Source organism: Celeribacter sp. (genome assembly GCF_048266405.1).
Lineage (GTDB): Bacteria > Pseudomonadota > Alphaproteobacteria > Rhodobacterales > Rhodobacteraceae > Celeribacter.
Window position 1 is genome coordinate 17165 of the sequence record NZ_JBLWZO010000020.1, and the last position, 17157, is coordinate 34321.

20 protein-coding genes are annotated in these 17157 nt (G+C 56.3%); 15 read left to right on the forward strand and 5 right to left on the reverse strand.

Features of this window, described 5'->3' with window-relative positions; all coding sequences use genetic code 11:
- Positions 1-17 precede the first annotated feature (17 nt).
- The 5 genes from phnC (at position 18) to ACN0TS_RS17870 (ending at position 4691) form a co-directional block, all read left to right on the forward strand.
- Positions 18-836, forward strand: a complete 819-nt coding sequence (gene phnC / locus ACN0TS_RS17850; protein WP_417260681.1) for a phosphonate ABC transporter ATP-binding protein — start codon at positions 18-20, stop codon at positions 834-836.
- 57 nt (positions 837-893) lie between these two features.
- Entirely contained in the window at positions 894-1802 is a 909-nt protein-coding gene (gene phnD, locus ACN0TS_RS17855) for a phosphonate ABC transporter substrate-binding protein (RefSeq protein ID WP_417260682.1), read from the forward strand.
- Positions 1803-1867: 65 nt separating this feature from the next.
- Entirely contained in the window at positions 1868-2752 is an 885-nt protein-coding gene (phnE, locus tag ACN0TS_RS17860; protein ID WP_417260683.1) for a phosphonate ABC transporter, permease protein PhnE, read from the forward strand.
- Positions 2749-4047 (forward strand): phosphonate ABC transporter, permease protein PhnE, encoded by a 1299-nt coding sequence (phnE, locus tag ACN0TS_RS17865; RefSeq protein ID WP_417260684.1) that lies wholly within the window; start codon positions 2749-2751, stop codon positions 4045-4047. The genes phnE (ACN0TS_RS17860) and phnE (ACN0TS_RS17865) overlap by 4 nt, the downstream gene beginning before the upstream one ends.
- Positions 4047-4691, forward strand: a complete 645-nt coding sequence (locus ACN0TS_RS17870) for a chloramphenicol acetyltransferase (RefSeq protein WP_417260685.1) — start codon at positions 4047-4049, stop codon at positions 4689-4691. Before phnE (ACN0TS_RS17865) ends, ACN0TS_RS17870 begins: the two co-directional genes overlap by 1 nt.
- Here ACN0TS_RS17870 and phnF read toward each other — a convergent pair.
- Positions 4666-5379, reverse strand: coding sequence for a phosphonate metabolism transcriptional regulator PhnF (gene phnF, locus ACN0TS_RS17875; RefSeq protein WP_417260686.1), 714 nt, complete (start codon positions 5377-5379; stop codon positions 4666-4668). The genes ACN0TS_RS17870 and phnF overlap by 26 nt on opposite strands.
- Positions 5380-5472: 93 nt before the next feature.
- On the opposite strand from phnF, the gene phnG reads away from it, so the two are divergent.
- Genes phnG through phnN form a run of 7 tightly spaced genes read left to right on the forward strand, consistent with a single transcriptional unit; the run spans position 5473 to position 10433 of the window.
- Positions 5473-5928 (forward strand): phosphonate C-P lyase system protein PhnG, encoded by a 456-nt coding sequence (phnG, locus tag ACN0TS_RS17880; protein WP_417260687.1) that lies wholly within the window; start codon positions 5473-5475, stop codon positions 5926-5928.
- Complete coding sequence (gene phnH / locus ACN0TS_RS17885; protein ID WP_417260688.1) at positions 5928-6488, forward strand: phosphonate C-P lyase system protein PhnH; 561 nt, start codon at positions 5928-5930, stop codon at positions 6486-6488. Before phnG ends, phnH begins: the two co-directional genes overlap by 1 nt.
- Complete coding sequence (locus tag ACN0TS_RS17890) at positions 6488-7573, forward strand: carbon-phosphorus lyase complex subunit PhnI (RefSeq protein ID WP_417260689.1); 1086 nt, start codon at positions 6488-6490, stop codon at positions 7571-7573. Before phnH ends, ACN0TS_RS17890 begins: the two co-directional genes overlap by 1 nt.
- A complete protein-coding gene (locus ACN0TS_RS17895; protein WP_417260690.1) occupies positions 7570-8439 on the forward strand; it encodes an alpha-D-ribose 1-methylphosphonate 5-phosphate C-P-lyase PhnJ in 870 nt (289 codons plus the stop codon). Before ACN0TS_RS17890 ends, ACN0TS_RS17895 begins: the two co-directional genes overlap by 4 nt.
- Positions 8436-9206, forward strand: coding sequence for a phosphonate C-P lyase system protein PhnK (gene phnK, locus ACN0TS_RS17900; RefSeq protein WP_417260691.1), 771 nt, complete (start codon positions 8436-8438; stop codon positions 9204-9206). The genes ACN0TS_RS17895 and phnK overlap by 4 nt, the downstream gene beginning before the upstream one ends.
- Before the next feature lie 4 nt (positions 9207-9210).
- On the forward strand, positions 9211-9894 hold the full coding sequence (gene phnL, locus ACN0TS_RS17905) for a phosphonate C-P lyase system protein PhnL (protein WP_417260692.1): 684 nt from the start codon (positions 9211-9213) through the stop codon (positions 9892-9894).
- Complete coding sequence (phnN, locus tag ACN0TS_RS17910) at positions 9891-10433, forward strand: phosphonate metabolism protein/1,5-bisphosphokinase (PRPP-forming) PhnN (protein ID WP_417260693.1); 543 nt, start codon at positions 9891-9893, stop codon at positions 10431-10433. Before phnL ends, phnN begins: the two co-directional genes overlap by 4 nt.
- On the opposite strand, the gene ACN0TS_RS17915 is transcribed toward phnN, so the two are convergent.
- Positions 10415-11089, reverse strand: a complete 675-nt coding sequence (locus ACN0TS_RS17915) for a DUF1045 domain-containing protein (protein WP_417260694.1) — start codon at positions 11087-11089, stop codon at positions 10415-10417. The genes phnN and ACN0TS_RS17915 overlap by 19 nt on opposite strands.
- A 50-nt stretch (positions 11090-11139) precedes the next feature.
- Between ACN0TS_RS17915 and ACN0TS_RS17920 the strand changes: the two genes are divergently transcribed.
- Together ACN0TS_RS17920 and ACN0TS_RS17925 are read left to right on the forward strand one after the other, a co-directional pair.
- Positions 11140-12285, forward strand: coding sequence for an alpha-D-ribose 1-methylphosphonate 5-triphosphate diphosphatase (locus tag ACN0TS_RS17920; RefSeq protein WP_417260695.1), 1146 nt, complete (start codon positions 11140-11142; stop codon positions 12283-12285).
- A 676-nt stretch (positions 12286-12961) separates the two neighbouring features.
- Complete coding sequence (locus ACN0TS_RS17925; protein ID WP_417260696.1) at positions 12962-13762, forward strand: GNAT family N-acetyltransferase; 801 nt, start codon at positions 12962-12964, stop codon at positions 13760-13762.
- 429 nt (positions 13763-14191) lie between these two features.
- Here the strand turns inward: ACN0TS_RS17925 and map are convergent, their stop codons facing one another.
- A complete protein-coding gene (gene map / locus ACN0TS_RS17930) occupies positions 14192-15031 on the reverse strand; it encodes a type I methionyl aminopeptidase (RefSeq protein ID WP_417260700.1) in 840 nt (279 codons plus the stop codon).
- A 101-nt stretch (positions 15032-15132) separates the two neighbouring features.
- Between map and ACN0TS_RS17935 the strand changes: the two genes are divergently transcribed.
- Positions 15133-15339, forward strand: coding sequence for a ParD-like family protein (locus ACN0TS_RS17935; protein WP_417260697.1), 207 nt, complete (start codon positions 15133-15135; stop codon positions 15337-15339).
- A gap of 284 nt (positions 15340-15623) precedes the next feature.
- On the opposite strand, the gene ACN0TS_RS17940 is transcribed toward ACN0TS_RS17935, so the two are convergent.
- Positions 15624-15806, reverse strand: a complete 183-nt coding sequence (locus ACN0TS_RS17940) for a hypothetical protein (protein WP_417260698.1) — start codon at positions 15804-15806, stop codon at positions 15624-15626.
- 126 nt (positions 15807-15932) lie between these two features.
- Complete coding sequence (locus ACN0TS_RS17945; RefSeq protein WP_417260699.1) at positions 15933-16664, reverse strand: universal stress protein; 732 nt, start codon at positions 16662-16664, stop codon at positions 15933-15935.
- Positions 16665-17157 lie beyond the last annotated feature (493 nt).

Below are 17157 nucleotides of genomic sequence, written 5' to 3' on the forward strand. Positions count from 1 at the left end.
CAACAAAAGGGGATGCTATGCTGCGATTTGATCAGGTTACGAAGACGTTTGGAGCAAACACCGCTGTCGTTGCTTCGAGCTTCGTCGTCGAGCGTCCCATGATGATTGGCATCATCGGGCGCTCTGGCGCTGGAAAGTCAACGCTTCTGCGGATGTTGAATCGACTCACGGATGCATCTTCCGGCCAGATCATGTTTAACGGTTTGGATGTGACGGCGTTGCGGGGAGCAGCCAAACGCAATTGGCAGTCGCAATGCGCAATGATCTTTCAGCAATTCAATCTCGTGCCGCGGATGGACGTCGTGTCCAATGTCTTGCACGGCACCTTGAATAGGCGGTCGACGGTGTCGACCATGTTCAATATTTACCCCGACGAAGATATTCGCCGCGCCATAGATATTCTGGAACGCCTCGGCATCGCCGAGCATGCCCCAAAGCGCGCCGAAGCCTTGTCTGGTGGCCAGCAACAGCGCGTTGCCATTGCGCGGGCCTTGATGCAGGACCCACAGATTATTCTGGCGGATGAACCGATTGCGTCCCTTGATCCGATGAACGCGCAGGTCGTCATGCAATCATTGCGCGATATTCACGAACAGGACGGCCGCATGGTGATCGCCAACCTGCATACCCTCGATACCGCCCGTCGTTACTGTGACCGTGTCATTGGCATGCGCGACGGCAAAATCGTCTTTGATGGGGTGCCGGAACAACTGACCACCGCCATGGCGCGCGAGATTTATGGCGCTGATGCAAGCTTTTCTGAGGCAACGACATCGACCCAGATCGAAACGACCGAAACGGCTCAAAAACAACTGGCCGACTTCACAGCGCAGTAGCGTGACACGATTTACCCGCCCCCCAATGTGGGGTGCTTCAATCAAGAGAGACGACAGATGAAAAAGACACTTACACTTGCCCTTTTGGCGACAACTCTAGCAGGGGGCGCGATGGCCGACGGCCATGCCATCGACGAGTTCCGCATCGGCATTTTGGGGGGTGAAAACGCCCAAGACCGCATGAACAGCAACGAATGCCTGCGCAGCACAATCGAAGATGCCCTTGGCGTGCCGACCAAGTTGTTCGCGCCCGCTGATTACAATGGCGTTATTCAAGGCCTTTTGGGCGGCACGATCGACCTGTCTTTGATGGGCCCATCATCTTATGCTGCGGTTTACATCGCAGATGAAACTGCCGTGTCACCTGTTTTGGTTAAGGTGAATGTAGACGGTTCCACAGGTTACTACTCTGTTGGTTTTGCCCGCGTTGACAGCGGCGTGACATCGCTTGAGGACATGAAAGGTAAAGTGTTCGGTTTTGGTGATCCAAACTCAACATCCGGCTACTTGATTCCTTCTGTTGAGATCCCAGACCTGATCGGCGCGTCTATGGACAACGGTGATTACTTTGGCGAAGTCAGATTCACTGGCGGTCACGAACAGACAATCGTAGCCGTCAACAACGGTGACGTCGACGGTGGTGTGACTTGGACCGACGGTCAAGGCAACTGGGAAGATGGGTATACGTTCGGCGCGCTGCGCAAAGCTGTGGATGCTGGTCTTGTCGACATGAACGACTTGGTTGAAATCTGGCGCTCAAAATTGATCCCAGGCGAGCCTGTGGTTCTGCGCAACGCCTTGCCTGATGATGTGCGTGCGACTGTGACGGAAATCATCGACACCATGGGCGAAACTGACCCAGAGTGTGCAACGGCTCTTGCTGGTGGTGAGGTCAGTGGTTTCGACCCAATCACACATGACGCTTACACGTCCATTGTCGCTGCGCGTTTGGCGAAATCCAATTAATCAGTCGATTTGATACCGAAAGCTGGCTCCGGATTTTCCGGAGCCAGTTATGTATGGGATACGTCATGGCAGACAACACATTCGACGGCAGGGACGTTGGCGCATTGAGCGACAGTTATCTTGCGCAGATCAAGAAAAAGCGCTTACTGAACTTCATTACGCTTGTGCTGTTTCTCGCACTGCTCATGTCGGGCTTTTACACCGCAGACCGCCGCAATGCAGGCGGCTTTTGGGACGGGCTTGGCAACATTTTCGATTTTCCCGCATCCATGTTCAGTGAAGCCATTGAACGGGCGCCGTTGATGCCAGGTTATCTGATCAAATACTTTCCGTCCTTGATCGAGACCGTCAATATTGCCGCCGCAGCGACCCTGTTTGGCGGGTTGTTGGGGCTATTTATGTCCTTGCTTGTGACCCGCGGCTTTGCGCCTGTGCCTTGGCTGGTTGGGCCGTTGCGACGCGTGCTTGATATCTTGCGGGCGATCCCTGAAATCGTCATCGCATTGGTTTTGATCTTTCTGTTGGGCGGCGGGCCTGTGCCGGCGATGATCGCCATTGCGCTGCATTCTATCGGTGCGTTGGGAAAACTGTTTTCGGAAGTGAATGAAAATGCCTCGATGAAACCCGTCGACGGGCTGGCCTCTGTCGGGGCGAATTGGACGCAGCGGATGTGGCTTGGTGTCATTCCGCAGGTTGCCCCGAACTATCTGAGTTATGCGCTGCTACGGTTCGAGATCAACATTCGCGCCTCGGCCATTCTGGGCTTTGTTGGGGCGGGCGGCATTGGCTATGACCTGCGCAACACCATGAGTTGGGGCGTGGGAAAATACGACGAAGCCGCAGCGATCTTTATCCTGCTCTTTTTGACGATTGTCGTTGTGGATCAGCTCTCTGGGATGCTGCGCAACCGACTGACTCATGGTGCTGCAACCCCACAGGTGACCCTATGACAACCGCGATCCTTCAATCTGCGGCCGTTGCGCAATTTAACCGCAAGAAATGGTTCACCATTGCGGTGCCTTTGGTGATCCTCGCCTATTTTGCCTATATTTTCGTATCCTTCGACGTCGCGGGACTAAGTGAACGGATCAATCTCAACAATGCCCGCACACTGGTCTCTGACAGCTACAGTTACAAAACCCATGTCGCGCAAAACAACCGCGACGGGTCGATAGCGATTTCCGTCGAAGGTGAACGCAAAGGGCAATACCCCCAAGGCACCGGACCCGATTGGGTCAGCTTGGGCGAAACCACTGTTGTGGATCTGGGCGGCGGTCACATCATTACATTTGGTCCGCAGGTCAGATACAACATTCCTGGCTACGGACTGGTCACCGCGCGTCCCGACGGCACAGGCGTCAATGCGGTGTTCCCAAGCGGCGATTTGCCCGATTTCATCAACGCATCCAAAAATCGGGTGATGATGACGACGGATGCGGGGCGGTTTACCATTACCCGCGCGCGGGCCGAGGTCTTCAAATACAGCTTTGGGTGGGAATTGTTCTTTTTCACCCTCGATAGCCCGTACTACGGCATGGGGCCGGCCGAACTGGCCGCCAAGGCATTCAGCGGAGAAGCGGGCGCCATCTGGCAAGCGTTCTGGACCAACAAGATGTGGCGGCACGGCGACGTATTTTGGGCGTTGTTTGAGACGCTGTTGATGGCATTCTTGGGGACCTTCGGCGCGGCGATCGTCGCATTGCCATTGGCCTTTTTTGCCGCACGCAATTTTACCCGGCTGGGCGCTTTGCGCTTTGCGGCACGGCGGTTGTTCGACTTCCTACGCGGTGTCGACGGGCTGATCTGGACCATCGTGCTCAGTCGTGCTTTTGGCCCCGGCCCGCTGACGGGTGCGCTCGCGATTTTGTTGACCGACACAGGGACCTTTGGCAAAATGTTCTCTGAGGCGCTGGAAAATGTGGACGAAAAGCAGATCGAAGGCATCGCGTCCACGGGTGCGAAGCCTGCGCAACGCTATCGCTTCGGGGTGTTTCCACAAATGATGCCGGTTTTGCTCAGCCAAGTCCTGTATTATTTAGAATCCAATACGCGGTCTGCGACAATCATTGGCGCAATCACTGGCGGCGGGATCGGCCTGCTGCTGACCCAAGCGATTGCGACCCAGAAGGATTGGGAAGAGGTCACTTACTACATCATTTTGATCATCTTGTTGGTCATGGCGATGGACACCTTGTCCGGTTGGCTGCGGCGTAAACTGATCAAAGGTGATGAGGGTGGGCACTGATGGCGCGATTGACCCCTGACACACCCTTTATTCATCCTGATTGCGAGATGAGTGATGCAAGTTTCGGCGCTTTTGTCGAAATCGGGCGCGGCACACGGTTGGCGCACAGTCATTTCGATGATTACGCCTATTGCGACCGATATTGTGACATTGCCAACGCCACCGTGGGAAAGTTTGCCAATATCGCGGCTTTCGTGCGGATCGGGGCCACGGATCACCCGATGGACAAAGCCAGCTTGCATCATTTTCACTACCGCTCTGGTGACTATTTTGACGATGCAGAGCACGACGACGCGTGGTTCGCGCATCGGCGCACTCGACGGACGATCATTGGCCACGATACATGGCTTGGACACGGAGCGCAGGTCAGGCCAGAGGTGACAATTGGCCATGGTGCGGTTGTGGCTGGTGGGGCCATCGTGACCAAAGATGTCGCGCCTTACATGATCGTTGCGGGCATTCCGGCTGTGCCGTTGCGGGCACGCTTTGCCCCCAATGTTGCAGATCGGTTGATGGCTCTGGCGTGGTGGGATTGGCCCCATGACGCATTGCGCACCGCTTTGGACGATTTTCGGACGTTGAGCGCTGAGGCGTTTTTGGAGCGCCATGAAGGGCGCGCTACGGGTCCGAAAGCGTCAATGTGACCTTGTCGCCTGCAAACCAAGTGCGCCCGAGCTCAACAGGACGGCCATCAAGGTCTACATTCACGCTTATGGTGCGCAAGATGGGCGCGTTTTCAGTGATACGCAGATGAAGCGCCTGTGTCGCTGTCGCCAGCTTTGCATTCACGCGGGTAGAGGCCCGTGTATAATCCGCAACGCCAAACCGCGCCAAACCCGCCGTCACGGATGGGTCTGTTCGCAGTTGGGTCAGCATTTCGGGAAACCGTGCGGCGGGAAAGAGGCTGCGAAACAAGGCAACGGGCTGGTTTTCCGTCAGCGACAGCCCCTCATAAACATGGACCTGTGCGCCGCTTTCAAGCTCAAGGGCTTCGGCCTCGGACGCATGTGCCACGCGGCTTTCCAACAAAAGCACTTTTTTGGCAGGTGCGCGTCCCGCCGCCGTCAGGTTTTGATGAAACCGGACGCGGCGACCTATGGGGTAATCCGTCGGCGTTGTGGTGACAAAAACGCCCGCACCGCGCCGCGCATGAACGATCCCGTCCTCTGCCAAAGCACCCAAAGCCTGCCGCACTGTGTGGCGGTTCACGCCAAACCGCTGGGCAAGAACTGCTTCAGTCGGCAGCTTGTCGCCTTGGCTGTACGTCCCCTCGATAATGTCACTGCGCAAAGAGGTTGCGATGGCTTTCCAGATCGGTGTGCGGCGGGTCATGTCATCAAAACTTCACACGTTGGGGGATTGGCAGGGGGTGGGGTATCACGTAGTATTTGTCTAGTTGTATAGTAAATTGCGAAAGCTGTCTAGATGAATATGATGAGCGACCCAAACGCATCCCGAAAAAATTGGCTTGGCCTTTTGGCAAGGGCTCCCGCAGTCGATGTTGCGCATCACTGGGCGGCATTGGAGGTGACGCCCGACTATACAATTTTGCGCAGCCCAGAGATCGGGGGTGTGATGGTGCGCGGCCGTGCAGGTGCTGTTGGAGCCTCTTTTAATCTGGGGGAAATGACCGTCACGCGTGCGTCTGTGAAGCTGTCTGATGGAACGGTTGGGCATGGTTATGTGCAAGGTAGAAGCAAGGATCATGCCCTACAGGCGGCTCTGATCGATGCGCTGATGCAGACCGATGCCGCAGCTATGGTTGAAGCAAACCTGCTGACCCCGCTGCGCAAGGCACAGGCAGATCGCAAGACCGAGCGTGCCGCCAAGGCCGCAGCCACCAAGGTTGATTTCTTTACTATGGTGCGGGGGGAAGACTGATGCAGGCACAAGTTCTAGAGGGCGGTTTTGCGGATTTCCCCGTCGATGCGTCCCACGCCTTTCGCGCAGTCATGACGGCCATGGCGCGTCCCGGCGACATCGCCCAAGTGCGCGGAGCACGGCCGCCTGCGCCCATGAGTATTGCAGCAGGCGTTGTTGTCCTGACGCTGTGCGATCCTGAAACGCCGATCTACCTCGCGGCCAGTCATGACACGCCGCAGTTGCACGATTGGATCACCTTTCACACAGGCGCGCCCATCGTGGCAGCACATGACGCGATGTTTGCGATTGGGGGGTGGGACGCGCTGCCCTTGTCCGAATTTGCGCTTGGGTCGGCTGAATACCCGGATCGGTCAGCAACACTGATCGTCGAGCGCGAAAGTCTATCCAACGACGGTGCGATTTTGCAGGGACCAGGCATTCAGGATCAAGCGCAACTCTCCCTTCCTGAAACGCAGGCCTTCCAGCGCAACGCGGCCTTGTTTCCACTGGGGTTGGATTTCATTTTTACCTGTGGTGACCGCCTTGCGGCCGTGCCGCGCACAACGAGGGTTAGCTGATGTATGTGGCTGTAAAAGGTGGCGAGCTTGCCATCGACAATGCACACGCTTGGTTGGCTCAAGAGCGCCGTGGCGACACCTCCGTTCTGGAGCTGAGCGTCGCGCAGATCCGCGAACAGATGACGTTGGCGGTGAACCGCGTCATGGCCGAAGGCTCCCTTTATGATCCCGATCTTGCCGCCTTGGCGATCAAACAGTCCCGCGGCGACCTGATCGAGGCGATCTTTCTGATCCGTGCCTACCGCACGACTTTGCCACGCTTTGGCGGATCAAATCCGATAGACACCGAAGACATGGCCTGCGATCGGCGCGTTTCTGCGACGTTTAAGGATGCACCCGGCGGGCAGGTTTTGGGGCCAACGTTTGACTACACCCACCGTTTGCTGGATTTCAAACTGGCCGCCGATGGTGAGGCGGGCGATCTGGAGGTCGGAACTCCGACACCAGATCCAACCCCACACATAATGTCCTTTCTGGACCGCGAAAACCTGATCCAGACCGAACCTGCGGGCGCAGATATCCCAGACGATCTGACCCGAACCCCATTGGAATTGCCCGCCAGCCGTGCCTTGCGCCTGCAATCTTTGACGCGCGGCGATGAGGGATTTATCCTTGGGATGGCCTATTCCACCCAGCGCGGATATGCGCGCAACCACGCCTTTGTGGCAGAGTTGCGTATCGGGGCTGTGGCCGTTGAGATGGACATTCCCGAGCTGGGCTTCGCCATCGACATTGGCGAGATCACGGTGACGGAATGCGAAACGGTCAACCAATTCCAAGGCTCTAAAACCCACCCCCCGCAGTTTACACGCGGCTATGGCTTGGTCTTTGGCATGACCGAACGCAAAGCGATTTCTATGGCTTTGGTGGATCGCGCCTTGCGCTGGAAAGAGCTGGGCGAAGACAACCTCGGCGCCCCCGCGCAGGACGAAGAATTCGTTTTATATCATAGCGATAACATTCAGGCGACGGGGTTCTTGGAACACATCAAATTGCCCCACTACGTCGATTTCCAATCCGAGTTGGAACTCATCCGTAAACTGCGCCGCGAGGCACAAGCACATATGCAGGAGGCCGCGGAATGAGCGACTACAATTTTGCCTATCTTGACGAACAAACCAAACGCATGATCCGGCGCGCGATCCTTAAAGGGCTCGCAATCCCGGGCTATCAGGTGCCATTTGCCAGCCGTGAAATGCCGATGCCATATGGGTGGGGCACAGGCGGCGTGCAGGTCTCGGCGGCGGTTTTGACGCCAGATGACACGTTCAAAGTGATCGACCAAGGGGCGGATGACACGACCAACGCCGTGTCGATCCGACGGTTTTTCCAAAAGACCGCGGGGGTCGCAGTGACAGAGGCCACATCGCAGGCCAGTGTCATCCAGACACGCCACCGCATTCCTGAGCAGGATCTTCGTTCGGATCAGATCCTTGTTTACCAAGTGCCGATCCCTGAGCCTTTGCGGTTTCTTGAGCCGTCCGAGGTCGAGACCCGCAAGATGCATGCGCTTGAAGAATACGGGCTGATGCATGTGAAGCTTTACGAAGACATCAGCCAGCATGGGGATATCGCGACGGCCTATGCCTATCCGGTCAAGGTCGAGGGGCGCTACGTGATGGACCCGTCGCCCATTCCAAAATTTGACAACCCGAAACTGGAAATGGCGGGCATTCAATTGTTTGGGGCAGGGCGCGAACAACGCATCTATGCCATTCCGCCTTATACACAGGTCGTCAGCCTCGATTTTGACGACTATCCCTTCCACCCCAGCAAGGCCGATCACGCCTGTGATCTATGTGGCGCGACGGACAGCTATTTGGACGAGCTGATCGTGGATGACGAGGGCGCGCGCATGTTCATGTGTTCGGACACGGATTATTGCACCACCCGCCGCAAGGCTGGTCATGTCGGTGCGCAGGGCGTGCCATTTGAAGAGGATGCAGCATGACACCGCTTTTGCAAGTTGAGAACATCGCAAAATTCTACGGCGCGCGAATTGGATGCACCGATGTGTCGTTTGATCTGTTTCCCGGTGAGGTGATGGGGATCGTGGGTGAAAGTGGGTCGGGCAAGTCCACCTTGCTGAATTGTCTGGCAGGTCATCTGACGCCTGATCGCGGTGCAGTGCGCTTTGATACGCGCACCGAGGGCCTACGCGATACCATCACCATGTCCGAACCCGAACGCCGGATGCTCAGCCGCACGGATTGGGCTTTTGTGCATCAGCACGCCCGCGACGGGTTGCGTATGAACGTGAGTGCGGGCGGCAACGTCGGCGAACGGTTGATGGCCGTAAATGCGCGGCATTATGGCGATATACGTGAGAAAGCCATCGATTGGTTGGGACGGGTTGAGATCACCGAGGATCGGATTGATGATCGCCCCACAGCGTTTTCTGGCGGCATGCAACAACGGCTGCAAATCGCCCGCAATTTGGTCACAGGACCGCGGCTTGTGTTCATGGATGAGCCAACAGGCGGGCTTGATGTGTCGGTTCAAGCGCGATTGTTGGATCTGTTGCGCGGCCTTGTGCGCGAGATGAACCTCAGCGCAATTATCGTGACGCATGACTTGGCTGTTGTGCGTCTTTTGGCGGATCGGCTGATGGTGATGAAAGATGGCCATGTGATTGAAACGGGCCTGACGGATCAGGTGCTGGACGATCCACAGCATGCCTATACGCAGCTTCTTGTGTCCTCAGTCTTGCAGGTATGAGCGAATGATTTCTATAGAAAATGTTTCAAAATCTTTTGTGCTGCACAATCAGGGTGCAGCTGAAATTCCGGTGATGGCGGGGGCGTCCCTGACGGTTGCCGCGGGCGAATGTGTGGCGTTGGTCGGGGCGTCTGGTGCGGGGAAATCCACGCTGATGCGTATGATCTATGGCAACTATTTGACCGCCTCAGGTCGGATCATGATCGGCGATGTGGATGTGGCCAGCGCCGCCCCGCGCGAGATTATCCAGCTGCGCCGGCGCACACTTGGATATGTCAGTCAGTTCTTGCGCGTTGTGCCGCGTGTGTCGACGCTGGAAGTGGTGGCGGAGCCTTTGCTGGCCACGGGCACGGATCACGATACAGCGATAAAACAGGCCCAAGAACTGCTTGAACGCCTGAACATTCCTGAACGCCTTTGGACATTGAGCCCGACCACATTTTCGGGCGGCGAACAACAACGTGTCAATATCGCGCGGGGGGTTGCCTATCCTTACCCAGCCTTGTTGCTGGACGAACCGACGGCGAGTCTTGATCCAACGAACCGCGCCACGGTGTTGGCCATGGTGCGTGAGGCCAAGGCGCGCGGTGCCGCGATCATCGGGATATTCCACGACCATGCGGCCCGCGATGAAATCTGTGACCAACAGTTTGACGTCACGCGGTTCACCCCGGGGTTGGCCGCATGAGGGGGCGGTTCATCGCCATAGTCGGACCGTCAGGTGTCGGCAAAGACAGCATCATGCAAACAATGGCGGCGCTTGATCCGCGAATTGTGCTGGCCCGCCGCGTGATCACCCGACCCAGCGATGCGGGCGGCGAGGTTTTTGACGGCGTGTCAGTGGCGAAGTTTCAGGCGCTCAAAGCCGCAGAGGCCTTTGCGCTGAGTTGGGAGGCACATGGCCTGCACTACGCCATTCCCATGACCGTGGACGCGCACCTGCAAGACGGGCGCGATGTGCTGGCAAACCTGTCTCGCGCGGCTCTGATCCGTGCCAAAGACCGCTTTGAGCGGTTTGACGTGATTAACCTGACCGCTGAGCGTGACGTGCTTTGCGCGCGATTGGCCGCCCGAGGCCGTGAAACGGCAGCCCAGATTGCAGGACGACTTGATCGTGCCGCGACGCGTTTGCCGGACGGCATTGTTGCACTTCACCTCGACAACAGCGGGCCACTTGAGCAAACGGCTCAGTCAGCGCTTGATCACCTTTATCCCGTCAGGGCGTAACGATGGATTTGGTGGAACATACCCGCAGCGTCTTGCCCCATCAGAGTGATCGCGTCGATCACGAACGGGGTGGGAACGATGCCTTCCAAGTGGGGCGCGAGCGCGCTGATCACTTGTGCCGCCGTGTCTGCCGGCAAGCGACCTGTCAGCGTCAGGTGAAAGTGGAAATCGTCAAAGATAAACGGATAGCCCCACTCCAACATCTGTTGGTCCTGACGGATTGTAAGCTTAGCCGCACGGCGGCGGGCAATATCTGCCTCGGGCAAGGGGGCGCGAAACGCATCGAACGCTTTAACCGTCGCCGCCGCAAAGTCCTGCAAATCAATATACGAGTGGCGCGGGCGCAATGCCACAAAGCCACTTTCATACCGCAGATCAAGCGCACCAATGTCGAAAGCAGCTTGCCCAGCGGCAAACGTTACTACGGCCTCCCGCAACTGTGTCAAATCGCATCCTTTGGCCAAATGAAACGGGGCCTTCAAAGTGCCATGCAGCCCGTATTTGCGCGGTGTTTGCGTGATGTCCGCCACGTTGGTGCCCACACTTTCGGGATGAGGCATAGCGCAGCCTTGCGCGCTGTCCCAGCCCAACCATCGTGCCCCAAAGTCCGCCAATGCGCCAGTTGGCGTATAAAAGATGGCATATCGTTCAAACATTTCATTCCTCCGCAGATGCATAGCCTCTGCCAAAACAGCGTGACATTCTCATGACAGACCAAACAATTTTCGCCAATGCCCGCCTGATCATGAACGACGAGGTGGTTCCGGGGGCATTGGTCGTCACAGACGGTGTCATTACTGATATCGCCCAAGGTAGGGCCGTTCCAACAGGGGCAATTGATCTTGAGGGGGACTATTTGTCGCCCGGTCTTGTGGAATTGCACACCGACAACGTCGAACGTCATCTAGAGCCGCGCCCCAAAGTCAGCTGGCCATTTCGCGCGGCCATTTTGGCCCATGATCGGGAACTGGCAGGCGCAGGGATCACGACCGTGTTCGATGCGATCCGAGTTGGCTCGATTGTGTCCGATACTGGCGCTGGGTATCCCAAATATGCCCGCAAGATGACCGATGAAATCATGGGTGTCCGTGCTGCGGGCCTCTTGCGGATCAGCCACCATATCCATCTGCGTGCAGAGGTGTGTTCCGAAACGCTCATTGATGAACTTGATGAATTTTCCACTGAGGATCGCATTGGGATCGTGTCGATGATGGATCATACGCCAGGGCAACGCCAATTTGTCGATGTGTCTAAGTTCGAGACCTATGTTCGTGGCAAACGAAATTACACGAACGAACAATGGGACGGTTATGTCGAATTCCTCTATGGGCTTCAGGCACGGGTTGGCACCAAGCATGAGGCGGCAACTGTGGCTGCGGCAAAGCGGCTCGGCGCGACGTTGGCCAGTCATGATGACACGACGGCAGATCAAGTGGCGGCGAGCCATTCGTATGGCGTGCGTGTTGCCGAATTTCCAACAACCGTTGTCGCAGCAGAGGCCTGTCATGCGAACGGCATTGCCACTATCATGGGGGCCCCCAACCTGATCCGCGGAGGATCACATTCGGGCAATGTCGCGGCGATTGACCTCGCACAATTGGACCGGCTGGACATTTTGTCATCTGATTACGTGCCGGCTGGTTTGTTGATGGCGGCTGTCCAATTGGGCGATGTCTGGGGGAACCTTGCGCGCGGAATGCGGACGGTCACAGCCACGCCCTCTCAGGCCGTTGGCCTAAAAGATCGCGGGACACTGGCGATTGGTCAACGGGCGGACATCATCCGGTTTGCCGTCAAAGACCATACACCAGTCCTGCAAGAAACCTGGAGCGCCGGTAAGCGCGTTTCCTAACCGCGCATGAGATCGAAACAAGAGCTGACTGGCGCAGGCACGGCGGCGCAAGGCTATTGGCCCGATAATCTGGTCTGTTCTGATGATTTGGCCGAGGGTCGCCTAGACCTTTGGGCCACTATAAATTTATGGTCGATCTGGCGGTCTACCTACTCGATGCGATCCTTCAGGTCGACGACACGCCCCCCAGAATTGCAAAGGGCGCATCAGCAAGCTGTGTGATAATCGGCTTGGCCCTATCAAGACGTACTGTGGGGAAAGACTTTGGAAGAATTGGCCAAACCCGAGCGTCAGTTTGGTCGCCAGTCGAAGACGATAGTCGTACTGTATTGCGCGCATCGAAAGTCTCACTGTGCTGCATGTTAGGTCTGCATTTTCTTGATAGCCGCCATTCGTAGAGCGTTGGCGAATAGCCCTTTTGTTCCGCGATGCGGCCATCCGACATGCTGAAATGCTGCAGGACGCACGAATGTCTGGTTTCGGCCGTTCGCGTCGACTGAGGGGCGGAAACCAGACTTTCGCTACGGTTTGCGCCGAAGTCTGCTTGGAGTAGCCCGGCAGAGCCCACCGAACTCGATGACATCCGGTCAATAGGAAAAGACCTCAACGACTTGCGCGTAGAGCAAAATATCTGTTCTTTGCGTCTATCCGCATCTTGGAGATATGAAAGAACCAAATGGCAGGAATTGTTTCACTTTCCAGATCAGGTCTTGACCTGAATGCTCTGCATCGCGCCATGCTTGCCGCGTTTTCTGACTATATCGTTCCGATGCAACCGGATGCAGGCACGTTTACAGCGATGCTGCGTTCGAGAGGGTTTGACCCCGACGCGTCCTTTGTCGCCGTCGACGATGATGAAATCATCGGGTTCTGGAATGTCGCGACGCGAAATTCCAAACGGTACCTGATAAGCAGCGGAACTCGGATTGAACACCGAGGTCAGGGATTGGCGTCCCGTTTGGGCAACGCGGCGATACGTGTGGCGGAGAATGCCGGAATCGAGAGCTTTGGGCTCGAGGTCATCGAGGGGAATGCGGGTGCCGAACGTCTCTATCGGAAGTTGGGGTTTGATGTAACCAGAAAGCTCAACTGCTATCGGCTCGATCACCCATCTCCTGATCGGTCTTCGTGCGAACTGTCGGATTTTGGCACCGTTGCGAATGCCATTCAGAGGTATTCGACTTGGGAGCCGACTTGGCAAAACGCAACGGAAACCATTTCCGGTTCAGAGCTGACGTCCTTTCTGCATGAAGAAGGCGGAGCGATCATCGGCGCAGGTGGCATCGTGCATCAAATTGCCGCCAGAGACCGCTCGGCTTTGGAAGACCTCCTCGCTGCGGCAGCCACGGTCGGCTCGCTGACATTAATCAATGTCGATTCCGCTGACAGCGCCTTGTGTTCCCTTCTGCAGGCGCTTGGGGCTGATCGATTCATCGTGCAGTCTGAAATGCGCCTGTCGCTGTCAAACGTCTCATAGCGGTCGTTCGCGCCCGCAGCAGGATAAGGCAACAAGGGCTCAATGCTGCTGTTCGCCGCTGTCTGCACGAAGGTCCGCTGTCGGGAAGCGGGTCAAACTTTGCAAAGGTCGCTATCTGCGCATTGCTGCCCTTGGTGCATGGCGCAGCATAGTTGGTTAGGCTTTCGCGGTCTCGAATGACCGCTTTCACCGATCTGCAGTAAAATGTTTGCAGGTGCAACTAAGGTCCGGTTTCCGCCCGGCCCTGCGGATGCCGCAAGTGCGAGGAGACCTACCGTTCGTGTGCGCTTCGGGCTGACAGCGGTCATCAGAGCAACTTCCCATAGGCCCTAACTCCCGAAAACTGGGTGCCGCACTGCCGCAAGTTTGGTTCGCGCCCACCCTGCCCGATGCTGCAATAGTCTTGATGGTCCACTCTGGCGAAACGGATTAAAGCTCAACTCCAGGAGCATGGAGACCTGTTGGCGAGAGGGTAAAAATCTCGCAGCCATCCGAGGTCACACCAATCGAATGCTCGAATTGCGCTGACAGGGAACGGTCACGCGTTACGACAGTCCAGTCGTCGGCAAGTATTTTGACGTCGCCGCGCCCGAGGTTAACCATCGGTTCAACGGTAAAGATCATCCCTTCGCGAAGCTCTGGACCAGTGCCCGCAGTTCCAAAATTCAAGATATCGGGCGAGTCGTGAAAAACCTGCCCGATGCCGTGGCCGCAAAAATCGCGGACGACGGAGCAGCGCTCGGCCTGTGCGTAGGTCTGGATCGCATGACCAATATCCCCCAGACGCGCCCCCGGACGCACCGCGTTGATCCCTCGCATCATTGCCTCATGCGCGATCCGGATAAGGCGTTCAGCCGCGCGTTTGGGCTTCCCCACCGCATACATCCGACTTGAATCGCCATGCCAACCATCATGGATCAAGGTAACATCCACATTCACGATATCGCCGTCGCGCAGTTTCTTGGCGTTCGGAAACCCATGGCAAACCACGTGGTTGACCGATGCGCAGCAGGCAAACTGATACCCCTTGTAGCCGAGCGTGGCGGGCGTAGCGTCATTTGCGGCGGCAAAGTCGCGAACGTATGTGTCAATCTGCTCCAAAGCTGCGCCGTCTCGGACAAGACCTGCGATCCCGTCGAGGCATTTGGCCGTCAAAGCCCCCGCGCGACGCATACCTTCGAATGCATCCGGTCCGTAGAGTTTGATCGCTTCCGTTCTGCGAGCGCTCTGCGCCTTCGACGCTACGGGCACGTGGATGTAGGTGTTCATCATGCGTCCTTTGCGTCATGGCCACTGGATCGAATTGACGATGATCGAAAAAGTATATACGATTCGTATACGTTTTATATGTTCAGAAGAGAGGAACGTCTATGGGCATCGTAAAAATCGGGGACGCGTTGCACGAAGAACTACGTAAGTCCAGTTCGGTCATGTGCCGTTCAATCAATGCGCAGGCAGAATTCTGGATAAAGGTCGGCATGCTTGCAGAGGCCAACCCGACCGTTCCCTTTACAGAGATCATGGCACTGCAGCTTAAGAATGCTGAAGTGCAAGAGCCGACAATCGACGCGGCCTAAAACTTTTCTCTCTTTCTGGAGAAGTGCGGATTGGGTGGAGTCGTCGTCTGTCTGGTTGCATCCAAAGGCATCTTGCCAGTTCGTGACGCGCGCCACGAAGGTCTGCTATCTCAAATTCCTGTCGGAGGCTGTGAGTCCGCCCTGGGCTGACAGCGGTCATCCGGTGTGATCGCTGAGGCCCATGGCAGGGCATTTTGAGCAAAAACCAAGCGCTGCATTGCCTCAAGTCCGCTTGGAACCCATTGTTCCATATGCTGCGCAGTCCACGAATGTCAGCTTTTGAGCTACGTGTCTGATGTGTCAGCCTCACTCTCAAGCCGGGCTTTGCGCAGACGAGCTGTCTTCTGATGTCGTACTTCTGCCTCGTCTTCAGTAATGCGTCGCACAATGCGCGTGGTCTTATCAAGCGGTGTCTCTTTCGGGGACGTGCCGGATGTAAAAATGGTCGTTTTAGCCAGATTGGCCATGAGTGGTCTCCTTAAATATTCGTGTAGCGATGTTGTGATGTGGCCAACCGGCAAGTCATCGCTCTTGCCGCAAAACCTGACGGCTTTTGCGGCAAGAGCTTTTGATTGATGAGTTGAGAAGAACGGTTATGCCGGTTCAGGTACGACCAGAACCGGACAAAGTGCCGATCTCGTAACCTTGCGGGCGACCGAGGTGTCGAGAAACGCTTCAAGCCAAGATCGGTTTGGGGACCCGACGACGATAAGATCGGCGTCAAACTCTTCGGCATATGCGACGATAACGTCTTCGATCTGGCCGCTACGCACCTCGATTTCGGTTTCGACACTTGATCCGCTGGCGGTCTTCAGCTTTTCGAGCTGATCGTGGCGATCTTCGATGATTTGCGCATCGTCAGTCGCGACAAGGGGAACTGCGGTGACCATCGGTCCTGCCGCCGCCAGTCCCGCCCCGTCGAAGGCTGGCGGTACAACACTGAGCAAGCTGACCTTGCCGCCCGTGCTCGCGGCCATGCCATAGGCAACGCCTGCAACTTCGCAATTGAGAGACTGATCGACGGTTGTGACGACCATGATACGTTGAAAGCGCGCTGTTTGGACGTCTGTGGTCTCTACGCCCTCAACATCTTTGACGTTTTCGAGATGGACCAAAGCGGACTGTAGATCTTCCGCGTTGTAGGCTGGCGTTGATCCGGCCATGCCCTCGGACGTTGCTTCCAGCTTTTGATCCGCATCGACAGCCATCGACTTTAATATTTTCACCTTGTCAGCGTGGCCGAGTTTCACGTCGCTCAGAACGTGTTCCGGCGTTTCAAAGTAGCGCGAGGGGTTTGATACTCTTGCTTGTGCATAGTTGGTCATGGTGATCTTTCTTCACTGCGATTGAAACCAATCGGCAATAAATATCTGGATGATGTGGATTGCAGCCACCCAATTCGGAGTGGACTATTTGGACCTTGCGGGCAGCTTGGACATCATGTTCCAGCACGCACTTCAGATCCGGCATCGCGCCGATCTTCTTGGTCCGTCTCCTTATCCATACAGGAAACAAAGGAAAAAATCAATGTCAGTAAACGACGGCACTGGTTTTTCGCGCGATACCAACTGTGAATGCAGCCACACCCGCTCATCAAAAAAGTACAGGATCAGCTTGGTAGTGACATCATTTACCGAAAGCAGCCGCCCATATCATGAGCGGCAATGTCGGCTCCGTCCGCATTGAATTGCCCCAAGTTTGCCGGAGACCATCAACTTAAGTAAGGATGATGGTTATGACCAAAAGTAAAATGGCAAATCGCTACTCGCCTGAGGTCCGCGCACGTGCGGTCCGAATGGTGTTTGAGCATCAAGGCTC